The sequence below is a fragment of the Paenibacillus sp. FW101-FHT12H11 genome (assembly GCF_058790355.1).
Window position 1 is genome coordinate 796280 of the sequence record NZ_JBYTCO010000002.1, and the last position, 18133, is coordinate 814412.

15 protein-coding genes are annotated in these 18133 nt (G+C 45.1%); 5 read left to right on the forward strand and 10 right to left on the reverse strand.

Features of this window, described 5'->3' with window-relative positions; all coding sequences use genetic code 11:
* Positions 1-8 precede the first annotated feature (8 nt).
* From AC3WTJ_RS09420 to AC3WTJ_RS09450, 7 genes are all read right to left on the reverse strand, one after another.
* Positions 9-929, reverse strand: a complete 921-nt coding sequence (locus tag AC3WTJ_RS09420; RefSeq protein ID WP_492521540.1) for a metal ABC transporter substrate-binding protein — start codon at positions 927-929, stop codon at positions 9-11.
* Positions 930-1072: 143 nt separating this feature from the next.
* Positions 1073-1474 (reverse strand): hypothetical protein, encoded by a 402-nt coding sequence (locus AC3WTJ_RS09425; protein ID WP_492521541.1) that lies wholly within the window; start codon positions 1472-1474, stop codon positions 1073-1075.
* A 111-nt stretch (positions 1475-1585) separates the two neighbouring features.
* Positions 1586-3583, reverse strand: coding sequence for a methionine--tRNA ligase (gene metG / locus AC3WTJ_RS09430; protein ID WP_492521542.1), 1998 nt, complete (start codon positions 3581-3583; stop codon positions 1586-1588).
* A gap of 372 nt (positions 3584-3955) precedes the next feature.
* The gene (gene yidD, locus AC3WTJ_RS09435) at positions 3956-4204 is read right to left on the reverse strand and encodes a membrane protein insertion efficiency factor YidD (RefSeq protein WP_492521543.1); all 249 of its coding nucleotides are present in this window, start codon (positions 4202-4204) and stop codon (positions 3956-3958) included.
* Positions 4205-4297: 93 nt separating this feature from the next.
* A complete protein-coding gene (locus AC3WTJ_RS09440) occupies positions 4298-5023 on the reverse strand; it encodes a transposase (RefSeq protein ID WP_492521544.1) in 726 nt (241 codons plus the stop codon).
* Between the two features lie 815 nt (positions 5024-5838).
* Positions 5839-6645: a pyruvate, water dikinase regulatory protein gene (locus AC3WTJ_RS09445; RefSeq protein ID WP_492521545.1), complete on the reverse strand. Its 807-nt coding sequence runs from the start codon at positions 6643-6645 to the stop codon at positions 5839-5841.
* Positions 6646-6740: 95 nt separating this feature from the next.
* Positions 6741-8768: a beta-galactosidase gene (locus AC3WTJ_RS09450; protein ID WP_492521546.1), complete on the reverse strand. Its 2028-nt coding sequence runs from the start codon at positions 8766-8768 to the stop codon at positions 6741-6743.
* A gap of 127 nt (positions 8769-8895) precedes the next feature.
* Here AC3WTJ_RS09450 and AC3WTJ_RS09455 point away from each other — a divergent pair, with 127 nt between their 5' ends.
* Both AC3WTJ_RS09455 and AC3WTJ_RS09460 read left to right on the forward strand, forming a co-directional pair.
* The gene (locus AC3WTJ_RS09455; protein WP_492521547.1) at positions 8896-9717 is read left to right on the forward strand and encodes an AraC family transcriptional regulator; all 822 of its coding nucleotides are present in this window, start codon (positions 8896-8898) and stop codon (positions 9715-9717) included.
* Between the two features lie 65 nt (positions 9718-9782).
* A complete protein-coding gene (locus AC3WTJ_RS09460) occupies positions 9783-10439 on the forward strand; it encodes a DsbA family oxidoreductase (protein WP_492521548.1) in 657 nt (218 codons plus the stop codon).
* Positions 10440-10546: 107 nt separating this feature from the next.
* On the opposite strand, the gene AC3WTJ_RS09465 is transcribed toward AC3WTJ_RS09460, so the two are convergent.
* The gene (locus tag AC3WTJ_RS09465; RefSeq protein WP_492521549.1) at positions 10547-11956 is read right to left on the reverse strand and encodes an MFS transporter; all 1410 of its coding nucleotides are present in this window, start codon (positions 11954-11956) and stop codon (positions 10547-10549) included.
* A 165-nt stretch (positions 11957-12121) separates the two neighbouring features.
* On the opposite strand from AC3WTJ_RS09465, the gene AC3WTJ_RS09470 reads away from it, so the two are divergent.
* Together AC3WTJ_RS09470 and AC3WTJ_RS09475 are read left to right on the forward strand one after the other, a co-directional pair.
* Positions 12122-14221 carry an LTA synthase family protein gene (locus AC3WTJ_RS09470; RefSeq protein WP_492521550.1) on the forward strand — a complete coding sequence of 700 codons (2100 nt, stop codon included), beginning with the start codon at positions 12122-12124 and terminating at the stop codon, positions 14219-14221.
* Positions 14222-14276: 55 nt separating this feature from the next.
* Positions 14277-14660, forward strand: a complete 384-nt coding sequence (locus tag AC3WTJ_RS09475; RefSeq protein ID WP_492521551.1) for a YmaF family protein — start codon at positions 14277-14279, stop codon at positions 14658-14660.
* 52 nt (positions 14661-14712) lie between these two features.
* On the opposite strand, the gene AC3WTJ_RS09480 is transcribed toward AC3WTJ_RS09475, so the two are convergent.
* Positions 14713-15693 carry an aldose 1-epimerase gene (locus AC3WTJ_RS09480; RefSeq protein WP_492521552.1) on the reverse strand — a complete coding sequence of 327 codons (981 nt, stop codon included), beginning with the start codon at positions 15691-15693 and terminating at the stop codon, positions 14713-14715.
* A gap of 24 nt (positions 15694-15717) precedes the next feature.
* Positions 15718-16614 carry a CPBP family intramembrane glutamic endopeptidase gene (locus tag AC3WTJ_RS09485; protein WP_492521553.1) on the reverse strand — a complete coding sequence of 299 codons (897 nt, stop codon included), beginning with the start codon at positions 16612-16614 and terminating at the stop codon, positions 15718-15720.
* Between the two features lie 154 nt (positions 16615-16768).
* On the opposite strand from AC3WTJ_RS09485, the gene AC3WTJ_RS09490 reads away from it, so the two are divergent.
* The gene (locus AC3WTJ_RS09490) at positions 16769-18127 is read left to right on the forward strand and encodes a sensor histidine kinase (protein WP_492521554.1); all 1359 of its coding nucleotides are present in this window, start codon (positions 16769-16771) and stop codon (positions 18125-18127) included.
* The last annotated feature ends 6 nt before the right edge of the window (positions 18128-18133 follow it).

An 18133-nucleotide genomic window follows, 5' to 3' on the forward strand; every position in this document is an offset into this window, starting at 1 on the left:
CTACCCTTCTATTGTAAGGCAGTCACTAAATTTTTCAAATTTTTATCCATGATCGAGATATAATCCTCGCCAGCGTCAGCTTGCTCCTTCGTTAATCCTTCAAGAGGATTCAAAACCATCGTTTCTACCTTGGCGTCATTGGCTAACGTCTTCGCCAACTTGTCGGATACAAGCTCTTCAAAGAATATATATTTCAAGTTATGCACTTTGATGTATTCATTCATATTCTTTAGATCCTGAGCGGTTGGCTCGGCATCAGGCGATAGACCCATAATGGATAATTGCGTTAAACCATAATCTCTGCATAAATAAGCAAACGCCTGATGCGAAACAGCAATTTCTTTTTTTGAAGTTTGCCCCAGCTCTTTTTTATAACGAGCATCAAGATCTGTTAACTTGGCAGCATAGCTCGCATAATTTTGCTCAAATGCATCTTTATGAGCCGGATCTGCACTAATTAGTGCCGTTTTAATATTATTAGCCATTTTCACAGCATTTAACGGGCTAAGCCATGCATGTGGGTCAAATTCCTCTTTATTTTCAGAGGTTCTTATCAAATTTGCCCCATTACTCGCTTCTACTACTTTTAAAGTAGAATCTGGTGCTAGACTTCCCAGAAAATCTTTCACCCAACCTTCAAATCCAGCACCTTGATAGACGAAAACCTGTGCTTGCGTCATATTTTTGATGTCCCTGCTCTTCGGAGACCAATCGTGGGGCTCGACTCCTGCGGGAACCAGGTTAATGGCATTCACATATTCGCCGCCAATTGCCTTAGTAAACTCATATAAAGGATAAAAACTTGTTACAACATTTACCTTTCCTTCAACAAGTTTAGCTTTTGAACTTGCAGCAGTACCGCATCCAGCCAATATAACAGATAAAATAACCATGACGGTTATGGACATAATCCATTTCGAACGTATCATAATCCTCACTCCACTCGCGTTCTAAATCGTAATAATTTTTATTAACGAATTGATTATACGAGTCCCCCTACTTGAAGTCAATACATCTTATAGGCAAAATAAAAAGCCCTGCCGTGAAATGTCACAGCATGGACTTAATTCAATTACTGCTTCCCTTGGTCATCCTTTTGCTTTGAACTGTCAGAATCTTCTTTGGAGGAACTCTTATCTTCCTTATCGGCTCCGTCTCCAGATTTGGATTCCGTTTTTTTGTTGCTTTCCTCTTTCAATTTCTTATATCGCTCTTCCGACTGCTTAATTAGCTTATTCTCTTGCTTTACCTTATATTGAATAATCTCATTGTACATCTCATATTGTTTTTTTAACTCTTGATTAATGACACTATCATCCTCTTTTTTTGTGCTCGATGCCTTGGACTTAGATTCATTTTTTGCTTTCTCTTCCTCTTTCTTTTTATCCGAACCTCCGCCAAAAATAGAACAAGACGTTAAAACAAGAACCATCACCGAAATACAGATCAACTTTAAGAAATTTCTCGCTCTCATCTATATCACTCCGTGGTTAGTTTCCCTTAGAGTACCCCACTTATATGAACCCCCATACGAAAAAAAAGCACCCTCAACCTATGAAAAAATAGGGAAAGGGTGCCGTCTTGATTATTTTACAATCGCGCCGTTAGGCATAGAATCAGGAACGGTGGCCAGTGTCAACTGGTCCCCGTGCGAAGCGGCGAGAATCATACCTTGCGACAGCTCGCCGCGCAGCTTGGCCGGCTTGAGGTTGGTGACGCAAATAACTTTGCGTCCAGCCAGTTCCTCGGGCGTGTAAAACTTCGCAATGCCCGAAACAACCTGACGCTGCTCATATCCAAGATCGAGCTGCAGTTTTAGAAGCTTATCGGCGCCTTTCACAGGCCCCGCCGATATTACTTGAGCTACGCGCAGCTCCACCTTGGCGAAATCGTCAATCCCGATTTCCTCCTTAGGCTCTGGCGCGGGTACTGTTGAAGCAGCAGCCGCAGGTGCTGCTTCTTTCACTTCATCGGCGGCGTTGGCCGCTCCTCCGCCCATAGCTTCAACGATGTACGCGACCTCAGCCGGAGCGTCCAATCTCGGGAACATTGGCTCTCCCTTTTGAACGGTTGTACCCGTCGGGAGATGCCCGAATGATTGCACGCTTTCCCATGCGGTCAAGCGAGGCAGATCCTCGGCTGCTAAGCCTAGCTGCTGCCAAATCAATTGCGGCGTCTTCGTCATGAACGGACGCAGCAGTACGGACGAAATGCGCTGGGATTCAGCCAGCACATACATGACGGAGCCAAGTGTTTCGCGCTTGGCTTCATCCTTAACCATCGACCACGGCTGAGTCTCGTCGATGTATTTGTTCGTGCGGCTAATCAGCTGCCACACAGCGGAAAGCGCAATGGAAAACTCCATTTTTTCCATTGCTTCTTCATACTTCGCTACCGTCGTTTGAACAGTCTCCAAGAGACTGTCGTCGAATTCGGTAGCCCCTTGCACATACGCGGGAATCGTGCCCGCAAAATACTTATCGATCATGACGATCGTACGGTTAAGCAGATTCCCCAAATCATTGGCGAGGTCATGATTGACCCGCTCTACAAAGCTTTCCGGCGTGAACGTTCCGTCAGCCCCGAAAGGCACTTCGCGCATCAAGTAATAACGAAGCGCGTCCAAGCCATAACGATCAATCAATGTCACAGGATCAACAACATTCCCTTTGGACTTTGACATTTTGCCATCTTTCATTAACAGCCAGCCATGAGCGAATACTTTCTTCGGCAGCGGCAGGTCTAGCGCCATCAACATAATCGGCCAATAGATCGTATGGAAACGAACAATCTCCTTACTCATTAAGTGAACATCAGCAGGCCAATACTTATCAAAATTACTCGTATCATCCGAACCATATCCAAGTGCAGTAATATAGTTCGAAAGAGCATCAATCCACACGTAAATCACATGTTTAGGATCCCCAGGGACTTTGATCCCCCAATCAAACGTCGTTCGAGAAACAGCTAAATCCTCAAGTCCAGGCTTAATGAAGTTATTAAGCATCTCATTTTTGCGGGACTCCGGCTGAATAAACTCCGGATTTTCTTCATAATACTGCACCAAACGGTCAGCATATTTGCTCATCCGGAAGAAATAGGTTTGCTCCTTCATTTTCTCAACTGGACGCCCACAATCAGGACATTTTCCATCCACGAGCTTGCTCTCTGGGAAAAATGACTCATCCGGAATACAGTACCAACCTTCATATTCCCCTAAGTAAATATCCCCTTGATCAAGCAATCTTTGAAAAATCTTGCTAACCGCATCCTTATGGCGAGTTTCTGTCGTACGAATGAAATCGTCATACGAAATGTCAAGCTTGCTCCACAGGTCCTTAATTCCAGCAACAATACCATCTACAAACTCCTGTGGCGTTGTTCCCTTTTCTTGTGCTTTACGTTCAATTTTTTGCCCATGTTCGTCTGTCCCCGTTAGATACCTTACATCAAAGCCGCGAAGCCTTTTGTAGCGAGCCATAGCGTCGCCTGCCACCGTTGAGTAGGCATGACCGATGTGCAGCTTATCACTTGGATAATAGATGGGCGTCGTGATGTAAAACGTATTTGATTTCGTTGTCATCCAGAATTCCTCCTAGCTAAATGTAGAAAACACAAAAAACCCTCATCCATCTTGGGACGAGAGCTGAACTCACGCGGTACCACCCAGTTTCCCCCGCCTTTCACAAGCTCGGGGCTCAGTAAGTCTATAACGACTTGCCCATTAACGCTGGGACACGAAGCCAGCTTACTCCCAATCTTGCGCATGGATACTTCTCATACGCAGTCTGAGCCGCTCGAAGGCTTATTCTCCAGGACCATCTTCCAAACTTACTCCTATGCCGGCTTTCACCTTCCCCGGCTCTCTGTTCATAGGCTTCCGTCTGTACTTATCCGTTCATCGAATCCATATATAACATCTTAAGGCAAATATATCGAAAAAAAGAGCCACCTGTCAAGCCGACTGATCGTTTTGAATTAATTTTTCCATCCGCGGAGGCACATGATCAATCCCGCCAGGATGAAATGGATGGCATTTACAAATCCGTTTCATAGAAAGCCATGAACCTTTTAAAGGACCATGCACTTCAATAGCTTCTAATGCATACTGCGAACATGTGGGATAGAATCGACAGGTCGGCGGCTTTAACGGCGAAATGAACTTCCGATAGAAATGAATAGGAGCTTGCAGCGTCCTTTTCATAAGATTCTTCTCTCCCTCACCCAAAGTTAATTGAACATTGTACTCTACCATCATGCCTCAAAAACAGTATGGGGTCAAATCGAAGAATTATACTTATTCGGGAATGTGAAAACACTTAAAAAATGTAGGATAAAAATAATTGGATATTGCCATTTTGATCCACTTAATCAAAAAACGTTCATGATCACACTTATCATTAAATTGATCTTTGATATATCTACCTAGTTGTGTATTACTGTAGTGATTATTATAAATTGTTAATTTCTTGTTTAGTCTGTTTAATTTGGATTGAAGATACGCATGCAGATCTCGAGTTGAAGATCTATTATGAATTAGTGGAATTGGCGGAGTCGGGGCGCATTGGTGTGGTTCATCCGTGGTTGAAAGATTATCAGATTTTTGTGATTCGCGGTTAGAAGTTTCAAGTTTATTAAGTAAATTAGTTCTATTCTGAGTATACTCGAATGCAAACTGGATTTTTTTCAGCAATAATTGCGCACTTCTATAATTAATCTCAAGAACATGAGATAGACCGCTAGCGGTACACTCTACCCCTTCATTAAACAAAAATTGAATGGCTTGGAACCATAGTAATAATGGAAGCTTCGATTTATGCATGAGTGTCCCCGCAGTTAAAGAAACCTGCATTCTACACTCTTTGCATTCTAGCAATTTACGAGTTCGAATCTTGAAAGCCTCATTATGATCGCAACGCGGACAGCAAAACCCATTTGTCCAACGCATTTTCAATAAAAACTCCTCACATTCTTCTTCCGAACGAAATGTGTATGAGCTCAGATCCATAAATTGCTGTTCCATCTTCTCACCCCGCAAATAGAACTTTTGTTCTTATTTCCATTATACCAAACATATGTTCGAATTGGAAGTTTTTTTTATTTTGCCCCCTTAGTTTGGAGGAGGATAAGTCGGTGAAATACAATTTCTGTGATATATGCAAAAGTATTAAAATACTGTTTAACTGGTGCTCAGATTCATAACTAATAAAAGGCTAATTCAAACCGACAGTTCCTTTTTGTAGATACGACAGATTTTGCTAAATCAAGTTATATGGAATCGTCGTCGGAGCTTGCTTAGGTTACAGAAGTAAATGTGGGTTCAGTGTTAGACACTAGGTTGGCGCGGTAGTCTTGGGCTGAGGGCAACTGTGAGTGTGCTCCGAGGCGAGTGATGTGGTTATTGGTGCTATTTGTAATCGGATATGTTTTGGGCTGAGATAAGATGCGGATAGGCACGTTCATGCGGTTGCGCTGGGGCGAGTTCTTGTAGATGTTGGTGCTTTCTGTAGGTTAGGTATGCTGTGGCTGTTGGTGGTACGGGGGCTTGGGTAGGTGCGGGGCGGTAACTTGGTGTAAGTTTGCACTAGGGCGAGTGTCGTTGTGGATATCGGTGCTTTCTATAGGTCGGGTATCCTTGGGTGCTTAGAGGTAAGATGCAGATCGATACGTTGGTGCGAAGCGCTGGGGAGCTGGTTGTTGTGGATGTTGTTGTTTTCTGTAGGTTGAGTATTCGAGGAGGCTGGGGGACAGTGAGAATCGGTCGTTGGGCTGAATGTAAAAAAGATGCCAATGAACATGTTGGGTTCATTGGGCATCGTTTATGGCGAAGGATTTCATTTATCTGAATGAAACAAGATCCAGGATAATTCCAGCTGTTTCTTCGATTGCTTTGTTGGTGACGTTGATGACCGGGCAGCCTAGCTGCTTCATAATAGACTCGGCATAGTCGAGTTCTTCTTGGATGCGGCGGTAGGTGGCGTATTGGGATCCATCCGGGAGGCCGACGGCTTTGAGGCGTTCGAGACGAATTTGCAGGATTTGGCCTGCGTCCATGGTGAGGCCGATGATGCGTTTGCTTGGGATTTTGAATAGCTCCGGTGGTAGCTTTATTTCTGGGATGATAGGAAGATTTGCAGATTTAATTCCTTTGTGTGCTAGGTAAATACTTAGCGGTGTCTTGGAAGTGCGTGAAACTCCGATAAGGACAACTTCGGCCTGAAGCATGCCGCGGTTATCTTTGCCGTCGTCGTATTTGACGGCAAATTCGATGGCATCTACTCTGCGGAAGTAATCGGCGTCCATCTCGTGTAGTAAACCCGGTTTGCGCTTAGGTAGGTGTCCATACGTTTCTGAAAATGCTTCCAACATCGGTCCCATTATATCAACGGTTCGCACACCGAGGCGTTGCGCTTCATTTTTCATGGTTTCGCGAAGCTCGGGCTGCACGAATGTATAGGCCACGAACCCCCCCGCTGCAGCTGCTTCCTGCAGCATTTGAACGATTTCACTTTGTTGGCTGATATGACCGTAACGTTTAATTCTCATCTGTTCGGAATTGAATTGACGAACGGTAGCTCTGGCAACGGCATCGGCGGTTTCTCCAATTGAATCTGAGCAAATAAACAGCTGCTGTTGTTCGGTCACTCTGCACCTCCCCTTTGAACCTACTATACGTGAAATTATACCAAAAATGCAAAAAAACCTCTATCCTTAAAGCGACAGAGGTTTTTCGCTAATGGCTAATGTTTTTTTAGAATGATAACTGCTTTTGCCGGGAGCGCAATGGTGTTTTCTATTTGGTGATTGGTTATCATATTTATTGCTTTGAGATCTCCTAGATCCACTGTTTCCTCATGATCATTATGGTTCAAAAGGAACAAATAGGTGTCTTCATCTCGAGTTCTAACGGATATCTCCACGCCTGCAACAGGTGCTACAGGCGGAATAATTCCTTTGTTCTGGCACAAATTGCGAATGAGTCCTTGTAAGAATGAAGGTTCCGGGCTGGTAGCTACATACCAGGCTTGGCCAGAACCGTATGTGTTTACGGTTAGTGCAGGCATTCCTGCATAGAAGTCACTGCCATAAACGGCTTTGATCTCCGCGCCTTCTGAATGGATTAGGTCACAAAGTATGCCGCATGGATATTCACCTTTCAGTTCTCCCCACTGCTCTCTCATGACGATTTGGTTGGACTGGTCTGGGAACAACGCATCGATTTCTTCAGCCCAAATCCCGAGTACTTTGCGTAACTCACCAGGGTAACCGCCTAAGGTGACGATATCGTTCTCATTGACAATACCGCTGAAGAATGTGGAGAGGAATGTCCCACCTGCATGTACAAAGTCTTCGACACGTTTTGCATAGCCCTTTTTAACCATGTAGAGAACTGGTGCAATGACGATGTCATAGCCAGATAGATCGGTTTCAACCCCAATCATATCAACTTGGATGTTTTGCTGGAAAAGCGCGTCGTAGTACTTATGGACTTCGTTCACATACTTCAGCGCAACGGTTGGCCCGCTGGAAAGTTCGACTGCCCAACGGTTTTCCCAATCAAATACGATAGCTACTTTAGCTTCGACTCTGGTATCCAGCAGTTTATCTGAAAGTATTTGCAGTTCAGCCCCCAGCTCCGCACATTCACGAAATACTCGCGTATTCTCGTGACCGGCATGCTCGATGACGGCTCCATGATATTTTTCACATGCTCCAACCGATCTGCGAAGTTGAAAGAACATGACGGTATCCGCACCGCGGGCCACGGCTTGGTAGCTCCAAAGTTTCATTACTCCTGGACGTTTGAGCGAGTTGTAGGGCTGCCAATTTTGCTGGCTTGGCGTTTGTTCCATCAGCATGAAAGGTTGTCCTTGTTTTAACCCCCGCATAAGGTCATGCGTCATAGCCGTCAAGCTGATCGGCGTGTCCAGAGATGGATAGTTGTCCCAAGAAATCACATCCAAATAATTGGCCCATTTAAAATAATCCAGTTCTTTGTATAACCCCATTAAATTTGTGGTGATTGGAAGATCAGGCGTATGTTTTTTGATAGCGTTGTATTCAAGCTTATAACACTCTAGCATGCTATCAGACATGTATCTGCGATAATCCAGTGAAATGCCTTGGAAATTGGTGTTATCCACTCCCCATTCTTCTGACAAAGCATTTGGCGAAACGATTTCTTCCCATTCATAAAAGGTGTGACCCCAAAAGCTTGTATTCCAAACTTTATTTAATGTTTCAATTGTCGTATAGCGTTCTTTAAGCCAACTGCGGAAACCGTCTGCGCATTGCTCACAGTAGCAGTACCCGCCGTATTCATTTGAAATGTGCCAGATTAAGATGGCAGGGTGATTTTGATAACGCTCTGCCAGCTTCTCAGCGAGGAGCGTAGAGTATTTACGATAAGTTGGGCTGTTTGGGCAAGAGTTGTGTCTCCCGCCAAATTTACGCTTCCTTCCTTCAAAATCAACACGGAGAACGTCCGGATAGTTACGCGCCATCCAAGCAGGATGAGCACCCGTGCTTGTGGCTAAGCAAACATAAGTCCCGTTCTCATAAAGCTTTTCTATGATTTCATCTAACCATTCAAAGTCGTATGTATCCTCATTCTTTTGCAATCTCGCCCACGAAAAAACATTAACTGTCGCTACATCAATTCCCGCAAGCTTAAACATGCGTAGATCTTCATCCATGATTTCTTTATCCCATTGCTCGGGATTGTAGTCTCCGCCGTACCAAATCTTAGGGAGTTTCTCATTGATCATAACTGCCACCTCATCAAATTGGATAAATAAATATAAGAATAAATCCATTGTATTGGATTATTTTTCATCTTAAAATATAATATTTTTTACATACTCATATAATAAAATGGAACAGGTGGACTTACTCATGCACAAAAGATATGAATTAACACCTTCAACTGCGCAACCGTTTCCAATCTTTATTGAGAGTATTGGACATCATGAGGATCAGGAAAAATTGGTTAGACCGGAGGGCTTCCCCAATTATCATTGGCTCCAAACCTATGCCGGTGAAGGAGAGTTCGTCCTGGATGGCAAAAAATATTCACTGCCGGAAGGAACGGGTGTTTTCATGCTACCGGGAGTTCCGCATTCTTATTATGCCGTTACGGAATTATGGTGCACGCAGTATGTCACCTTTGGCGGAGCTTGTATTGAAGCCATCCTTGGCACTTTAGATCTGTTGGATTCTGCCGTTTACAGGTGGGATTTGGGGGGGCCGATGAATACGGTAATTGGTCAAATAATCAAACAAATGGATGCAAGCTCCGAGTACTCCGGGTATGACGCCTCAGCCGATTTATATCATTTTTTCATCCAACTTAAGAAACATGGTCAGGTCAATAACCGCACCTCGATTCGCAATCAAATTGCTCTTTTACAACCTTTACTGATGTGGCTTGAAATTCATTATCATAACCCTGATACAAGTCTTGAAGAAATGGCTGAAGTGTTAGCCATAACACCTCGGCATATGAACACGTTGTTTCAACACGCTTTCGGGCTCTCACCTTACTCCTATCTAATTCGGATGAGGCTTCGCAAATCCAAAGAAATCCTCATTCACCAACCTGCCAAAACAGTCAAGGAAGTGGCTAAATACGTTGGGTTCCGTGATACGAGCCACTTTGTAGCCAGCTTTCGCAAGCACGTCGGACTGACACCGGAAAGGTTCCGACAGATGAATTAAAGAAGCTAATCGTATATAATGAAAATATAGTAACTATTTTTTTATTGAAGGAGTTTGAGTTCTTTATGATGATAGAAATTTTTGAAGATATTGTTTGTCCTTGGTGCCGTATCGGCAAAAAGAATTTGGAAGATGCTCTAGCCAATTTTACAGCGGAGCCGGTTGAAGTTCACTATCGCGCCTTTCAACTAGATCCGTATACCCCAACAGAAGGCTCTCCGTTCCGCGAGGTCATGCACAAAAAGATGCAAGCAGACGAAGATCGATTAAACGGTATGCTGGAGCAGGTCACTCAAGCAGGCAAAGCCTCCGGTTTGCATTTTGACTTCTCCAAAGTTGAGAAAATGCCGAATACGCTAAAAGCTCACCAACTGATTGCAATTGCACCAAAAGAGTTAAAAAAACCAGTCGTAGACGCATTATTTAAAGCTTATTTTGAAGATGGCAAAGACATTGGCCATTTGGATGAGCTTCTGGCCACAGCAGAACAACTCGGTATGGACCGTGAGAAAACAAGATCGCTTTTGGACGCGAAAGAAGGACTGGAACAAGTTGAAGATGATTTTGAGTTTGCTAGGCAAGCCGGTGTCACTGGCGTTCCCTTTTTTGTGATTAACCGAAAATATGCGCTTACTGGCGCGCAACCATCCGCGACGCTCCTCCAGGCCATACAACAGATTAGCGCTGAGCAACCTGACGAAAACAGTAATGAGAACGAGTAATAAAAGCGAATTATAAAATAAAATTATAAAAACGATTCATAAAATTGTGCAGCAAAAAACCGACTCGCTTTTCTCCAAGAGAAGCTGTCGGTTTTTTTATTTGCAATTTAGGCTGCTGCTTCTGATGTTACTCCTGCTGCCTTTTTAGTGAATATTCGCAAGTAGAACAATCCACTAACGATGATCACTGCCGCAAAAATGATCAGCAGATTACTGTAAGGAATTGCTGTTATTGAATTCAGAACAGGATTCTTGTAAAACTCCATCATGCCGCCATCCAACAATTTGGCGACAAGTGCCGTTCCTACAGCCCCAGAAATAAAGCTGATCAGATTGAAAAGTCCCATGCCTACTCCGGTTTCACTCACGCTCAACGTCAAGGAGACACGGTTCGCCAGAGCCGTTTGCACGAAGGAGAAGCCGACGTAAGTAGGAAGAAGCGCCGCAGAAATGAACCATGGAGAATGGCCAACCAAGAAAGCAATGGCCACAAGGCTGATCACCAAAAGCCCAAGACCAATAAACACGACAAAGTTATTGCCCTTTTTGTCCGCCAAATTTCCGCCAATTGTACCAAAAATAACGGCACACATGGCCCCTGGGAACAGAATAAGCCCAATTGTGCTCGTGCCTAGCTCATTCACTTTGGCTAACATGAGCGGAATGACAAACATGATCCCCATGACGGTGCAAAATACGAGGAATCCAACGATTAAACCGCCCCGCAGCAGTTTATTCCGGAATAGCGACGGTTCAATAAAAGGATCTTTGGCTTTAAGAATATGAGAAATAAACCAAATGAATAGCGCTAAGCTCGCGGCCAAATAGTACCAATGAGGGAAAGATAAGTAGACGATAATGCCAGCGACGGAAAATGCAACGAGCGCCGCCCCTAAGATGTCGACACTGCCTTCTTTGCGTTTTTCCTCTGGTAAAATCTGATTAAAAAACGGGATTGAAATCAGAGTAAACAAAGGAATAATGAACAAGTACGTCCAGTGGAGTGATGAGGAAACAAAACCGCCCACTACAGGCCCTACGGCGATGGCAAAGGAAACAGTAGAAGTTAAAAGCCCGAAAACTTTTCCTCGATCTGAAGGTGAAAAGTAGCGTGCAACAACGACCATAACAAGCGCTGGAATAGCTGAGGCCCCTGCTCCTTGCACGGCACGCGCAAAGATGACCGCCGGATACCAGGCCTGAAGCACAAAGCCAAGCGCAGATCCAATGCTATAGATGAGAATTCCGGCAACAATCAGCTTTTTCAAAGAAAAAATATCCGATAACCGCCCATATATGACGGACCCAATCCCGAAAAAGATGATAAACGTAGTGAGCACCCAGCTAACTCCTGTCGGCATAATTCCGTACTGCTTAGCGATTTCGGGTGTTGAAACGTTGAAAACTGTTTCGTTTAGTACAGCAAAAAAGATAAGAAAAATAATCCATGGCACAGCCTTTTTGGCATCTATAACCTTCTCTTGTGCCACCTCAGTTGCAGAAGCAACGTGTCGCATGGTTTTCACCTCCACTTTCCTTCAGTTATCTGTAAGTTTTTAGATTACAATTAACTGTAATGTTAATTGTTATAGTTTAATCTGTCAAGGGATATCTTCCCTCTTTGATCAAGATATAAGATAATGAACGAATGGACTTGCACTAATCGAACAGGAGTTACTTTAATGACGACTTTACTTCAATGGCTCAAGCAGCTGCCCTCCCGTATTATGATTGTGATTTTGCCTTTTTTCCTGATGATGATGATCGAATATTTGGATCGCGGCTCATATGAAGAGCTCCACAAATGGGTGATGAACCACCCTCTCTCCATGGTTCTTGCCTACTTCGTAGTGGGAACTTTGTATCTCTTCCTTATTGCTGTTACCGGCAAAAGCCGCTTATCCTTCTGGCTGCTTTGCGCTGTGCTTTTACCGCTTGGTGCTATTAGCGGTAGTAAATTAAAGGCAATAGGAGCCCCTTATTACCCGTGGGATCTTTATTTTAACAATCAAATTGTCGCGTACATGCCCTTTTTGAAAGGGTATCTCAATCTGAGAATTCTCGGGTTTGTCGCGCTCTTTCTCGGATTGCTCGCCTTGTTATTTCATTTGGTTCTGCGACGTCAGCGTATCCAGTTTACGTGGATAGAACGCGGTATTTATGCCGTTGTTGCCATCGTAATGGCGACGAGCCTCTATATGGATAAACCAATTCCATTCATGAATCTTTACGGGATATACACGGTCCCCTGGGATCAAACAATAACCTATGATGAGAATGGATACCTTTATTCATCCGTGCAGATGTTAGGTTTTCTGAATGTAGCCAAGCCGGAGGGATATAGTAAAAAAGCGATAGCGGATATTTTAGCCAAAATTTCAGAGAAACCGGCTGCAGGTGATAAAAAACCAAATATCATCGTCATGCTTGGAGAATCATTCTGGGATCCAACACTTATGAAAAACGTAACATTTAGCCGTGATCCGATCCCTAACCTCCACCAACTTCAAAAAACGTATACGAGCGGCTGGATGCTGTCTCCCCAATTCGGCGGCAGTACGGCAAACGTAGAATTCGAAGTACTATCCGGTAATTCTATGCAGTTTTTCGGCAAATCTCCGGATAAAATATTGCCTTATATCCAATATATGAATCATGGCGTTGATTCTTTGGCCAGTATCATGACTAGACAAGGGTACACCGCTACTTCTATCAACCCTTTCTTTAGCTATTTTTTTGACAGTCGAAAGGTATATATGGATTTTGGATTTTCGCGGTTTATTTCCAGTGAGTATTTCCCAAATGATTTTGAGGGGCCGAATTATGCGGATCGGGCTGTCGTGAAGAAGATTATTGAGGAAACTGAAAAAAGCCCAGGACCTGATTTTATTTTTGCAAACACGATGGAAAATCATCATCCTTACAAGCCAGGGAAGTTCAACAAAAACACGATTGAAGTGACGGGGGATATTAGTTCGGAATCCAAAGGTATTTTGGAAACGTATGCTCAAGGTATTTCGGGAACTGACAAAGCGCTTCAGTCTTTGGTGGATTATTACTCCAAAAAATCTGAGCCTACGATTCTGCTGTTTTTCGGCGACCACTTTCCTTTTTTTGAAGATGATTACAAAGTGTACCGCGATGCGAAGTATGTTCTTCCGGGCGATCCTGATCTATATACAAAAACGCACTATACGCCATTTTTGATATGGAACAATTTCCTTCCTGCAGACCAAGAACAATTGAATCTCAAGATGAGTCCTTCGTTCCTTGGTCCCAAGCTCCTTCACATGGCTGGTGTTAAAGGCAGTTACTACACTGATTATTTGTATGATCTATCGCAGAAGATTCCGGTCATACCGCCAAATGACATGTGGGAAAAATATAATATTAAAGCAAGCGACCTTAGTGACTATATGAAGCTTCAGTATGACAATTTATTTGGCGGTTGTTACGGGTATGAGTCCAAAGGTTTCAAAGACACAATCGTTCAGCCAGGATATGTGTTAGGGTATGGAGATCCAGTTATTACCAAGGTAAATCGCAGTGATAATAAACTTCAGGTTGTGGGCAAACCTTTTTATTCTTCCTGTAATGTGTATATCGATGGTAAGTTGTTTAAGTCTAATTTTGACGGTGAAGATACCTTGTATGTTGACCTGACGGATAAAGAGAATCCGGTCCTCGATAACGACAAGCCTCATCAGGTCGAAGTGCGGGTTTATGACGATAAAAAGATGAAAATTGGCCAATCACCTCTATACCCGCTCCCGCAGTCATGACGATAGCCCTCTTGGAATAGGATGAACCATATCCTGCTTCAAGGGGGTTTTGCGTTTGTCCAGTTATGTTCCGCCTGCTCACGTTCATTTTTTTAAGACTATGTCATCCATGACCCTCGGCCATAATCATTTATTACGCCTATATACCTTTAATGTGAATGGCACTGCTTATGATGGCCATGTTCACCAATACCAAGGGATTACCGGCATTCGATATGGGCATTACCATAATTATTTTGGCACGACCGGCCCTGCCATTCCACTTCAAAACGGCACGCATATCCATTTTTTAGAGGGAGTCGTAGAACTTAATGCATATAACACATCAAGAGGGGGTGCACTTAAAAGCTCCGCTCAAAAAACAGGACTGATTTCAGAGTTGCATCAGCATACTTATTCCGGGTATTCTACGGTAGGTTTTGGCTATGAACCTTGGTGAAAAAAAAGAGCCAAGTTCAGAAGCTGGACGGCTCCTCTTGACTCTCTCTGCTTTATTCTAATGTTTGGATCTGAATGGACCACTCGAAAGTGAAGTTTTCTCCTGCCGCTAAGCCCCGTGCACCGGATATTTCGGGTGCAAAAGACTCGTTGAACACGTTCATGATGCTCGTGTATGGTTCCAGAGATACGGCATTCGTCCATGGCGCCGTGAACAGAACATGAATGGGAAACTTGTCGCCCATGTTGAACACAAGCTTGGTTCCACGAGCTTCATACTGAATCTCGCAGGTCTGAGGGCCCGCCTCGATGCTGAGCATCTGCGAGCCGCCTGGATAGCTCGGCAGCGCCGTCACGAGCTCGCCCTGCTGAAGCGCCGCGGTGAGCGGCGAAGGCGCAGGCTCGCCTGCGGCGTAGCCATCATCGCTGAGCGGCCACTCTGCCGCCGCGGGGATCAACACCTTCACGCGGCTGGCTTCGCCGTCCGCGTAAGCGAAGTATGGGTGAAAGCCAAGTGAGAGCGGCATCGTGCTGCCGCTCTCATTGGCGATTTCACCGCTGAGGGACAGCGTACCGTCCTTCAGCCGGTACGTAAAACGAAAGCATGCGGCGTGTGGAAAATACGCCAGCACGTCCGGATGCTCCGCGATATTGAACTCCGCGGAGACATAAGCCCCGCCAGCCGCATCCGCGCCGCTGGCAACGACCTTCCACGGCCGCTCGCGCAGCTCGCCGTGGGAGTGATCCGGCTCCCGGTTAGCGGGGAGCCGATATTCGCGGCCTTCGAAGGTGAAGGCCGCTTGCTTGACGCGCCCCGGCGGGAACAGAATGGGCACGCCGTAGCGCGAAGACTTGACGCGAAGCTCAGCGACGCTGCCTGGCTTCGCGATGTAGGCCTGGTTCCGCACGTCGAAGCGGAACAGGTGCAGTCCGACGGCCGGAATGATTTCGGCCGTGGCTTGGGCTTCGTGGTCGACGAGGCGAAGCGTCGACTCCCCGTCCCATTCACTATGGATAAGTTCATAACGTGACATTATTAAATCCTCCTTTGTTTATGGTTAAGATAAACTTTTTTTGTAGGTCTGTGTTCTGGCTGGTTGTCCATAATAACTCATGACCAACAGTATCCCCACTACGAGTATGATCGTGGTGACCAAGCTGCCTTCCGCGCCAAAGCTGCCACCGGAAAGAAGCGCTCTGCCTTGATCTTGGACTTTGAATATTGAAGGCATCGGTGTGCCAGATACTTGAAATCCAAAAATGCAGCCTTGAATAAAGTTCCACGACAAGTGCATGCCGATCGGCATCCACAAACCTTTTGAAAGCTCGCGGGACAACCCGAACAACAAACCTGCCAAAATCAAGTTCAATAGCGGCATAGGCGTGTTCCACATCCCAGGATTGAAAGAGTGCAGGAATGCGAACACAAGCGTTGATATGAGTATGGCAGCCGTCCTACCAAACCTTTCTTTCACCAGTCCCTGCAGATAACCGCGGGCAAATAATTCTTCATTGACAGCGACGCCAATGAACAACAAGAAACCCCCTACTAATTCGGCCAACATCGATTCGGTCCATGAATTGGACCGGACGTTAATGCCGCCGAGCAGCCAGATGCCTAAGCAGGAGACTGTGATAAGGAGCGCCCCCGCAACGAAGCCTTCACCCAATCGCCTTGCAAGATGCCGACTCTGTAAGCCTAGCGTCCATCCTTTGCGCCGTTCAAAAATCCCATACGAGAGAAATACGCCGCTTATGAATCCGATAATTTGCGCCCACAAAGCTGCCTTAACGAAAAAGGAATCGCCAGCAACAGCCGCCATGCTCCTCTCCAGCTCCGGCTGCTTCAAAATCGCAATAACCGCTGCCGCAATCGATAAGATAACCGTAATGACAACAATGAAAACAAGGGTCAAGAGTACTTTGCCCAAAATGGTCAGAATGGATAAGGACATTCGCTTCTTTACATCGATGAGGCTTCACTCCTTTCTCCCACTTATTCGCGAAAAAGGGCCTAAATCCTGCCAGTTACCCGGCAAAGGAACTCTTGTGCAATTGTTGGCTCCGTGCCACAATAGAGGAAATATTGGATTTGCCTACGGAGGACTCATGCTGTTCGTTCTATTTGCATTATGGATTATCGCGCTTGGCCTTGTGATGGTCGATCCCCGGTCGAGCACCATGCGCTGGATGAGCGCCATCGCTTTTACGGGTGGTTTTGGAGCTCTTGCAGCCGTCTTATCGGAAACCTTCATCCCTTACATCCAACAAACAGTGCCTAACCCTTCAATTAGCACCATGCTTTATCACTTCATGGGCATTTGCTCGCTAATTTCTTATTATGGCTTGCCCTATTCGTTCGCTATGCTCTCGCTCAGCTATAATACGACATGGCAGAAACCCGTTTTGCGCAAATGGCTGCCATTTGTTTTATTTCTGCCTGCAATTGCGTGCATTCTGTTCACACCAGGATATACAGAGGAAATGCCGATTACATTCCCCATCGTCGCGTTATGGGCAGTGCCTTATTTTTTCATTGGTTCCGTACTCATTGTGATGAAAACAGAGCGCCTACCCGCTTTAAAACGAACGCATTTGTTTACATGTCTTGCACTCCTGCCGCCAATCCTCTGTGTTGGTGTGCTGAACTATGTGATGCCAAGTTTCGGTTATTACCGGATGTGGGTGTACCACGTATGGATTCTTGCTTTTGTCGTCCCTTTTTTCGTTTACACATTTTTTAAATACGGCTTCCTCGGGATGAGGCTTTTAATCGAACGTCGTAAACTGGACTCGACACTGCGTGCGATCACCTCAGGGACCGCAATCTTAAATCATGCCATTAAAAATGATGTCGGGAAAATGCGCTTGTTTCTGGAAAAAATGAAGCAGCATGCCGAAGAAACCCAGCAAACGGAGCTTTTGCAGGACATTGAGGTCGTCATGGGCGCTTCCGGGCATATCCGCGATATGATTTCCCGGGTCCACGAACAAACACAGGAGCTCCCCCTGCGGGTCACTTCTGTTCCTATCGGTGAATTGATCAATGAGGCGCTTCTCCCTCTCCAGCCTTTTCTTGCGAACATCGGCGTTCAGTTGAACATCGCAGAAAATTTAACGCTCCAAATTGACCGCATTCAAATGGCGGAAACGCTAACGAATGTGCTGATGAATGCAATTGAAGCCATGCCGCATGATGGCGAGCTTATGATTCGCACGTTGCACGTGAAAAAAAATATCGTCCTGGAAATCAAAGATAACGGCATGGGGATGGACAAAGATGTTTTGAAACAAGTTCTGGAACCTTTTTATACGACGAAAAGCGGCAGCCGCAATAACTTCGGCCTTGGGCTCGCCTATTGCTATAGCGTCATGAAAAAACATGGGGGGTCTTTGGAGCTTAGCAGTTCACCGGGGAAAGGCACGAGTGTGTTTCTTACATTTCCATACAGCCGAATACTAACTTAAGGGGGT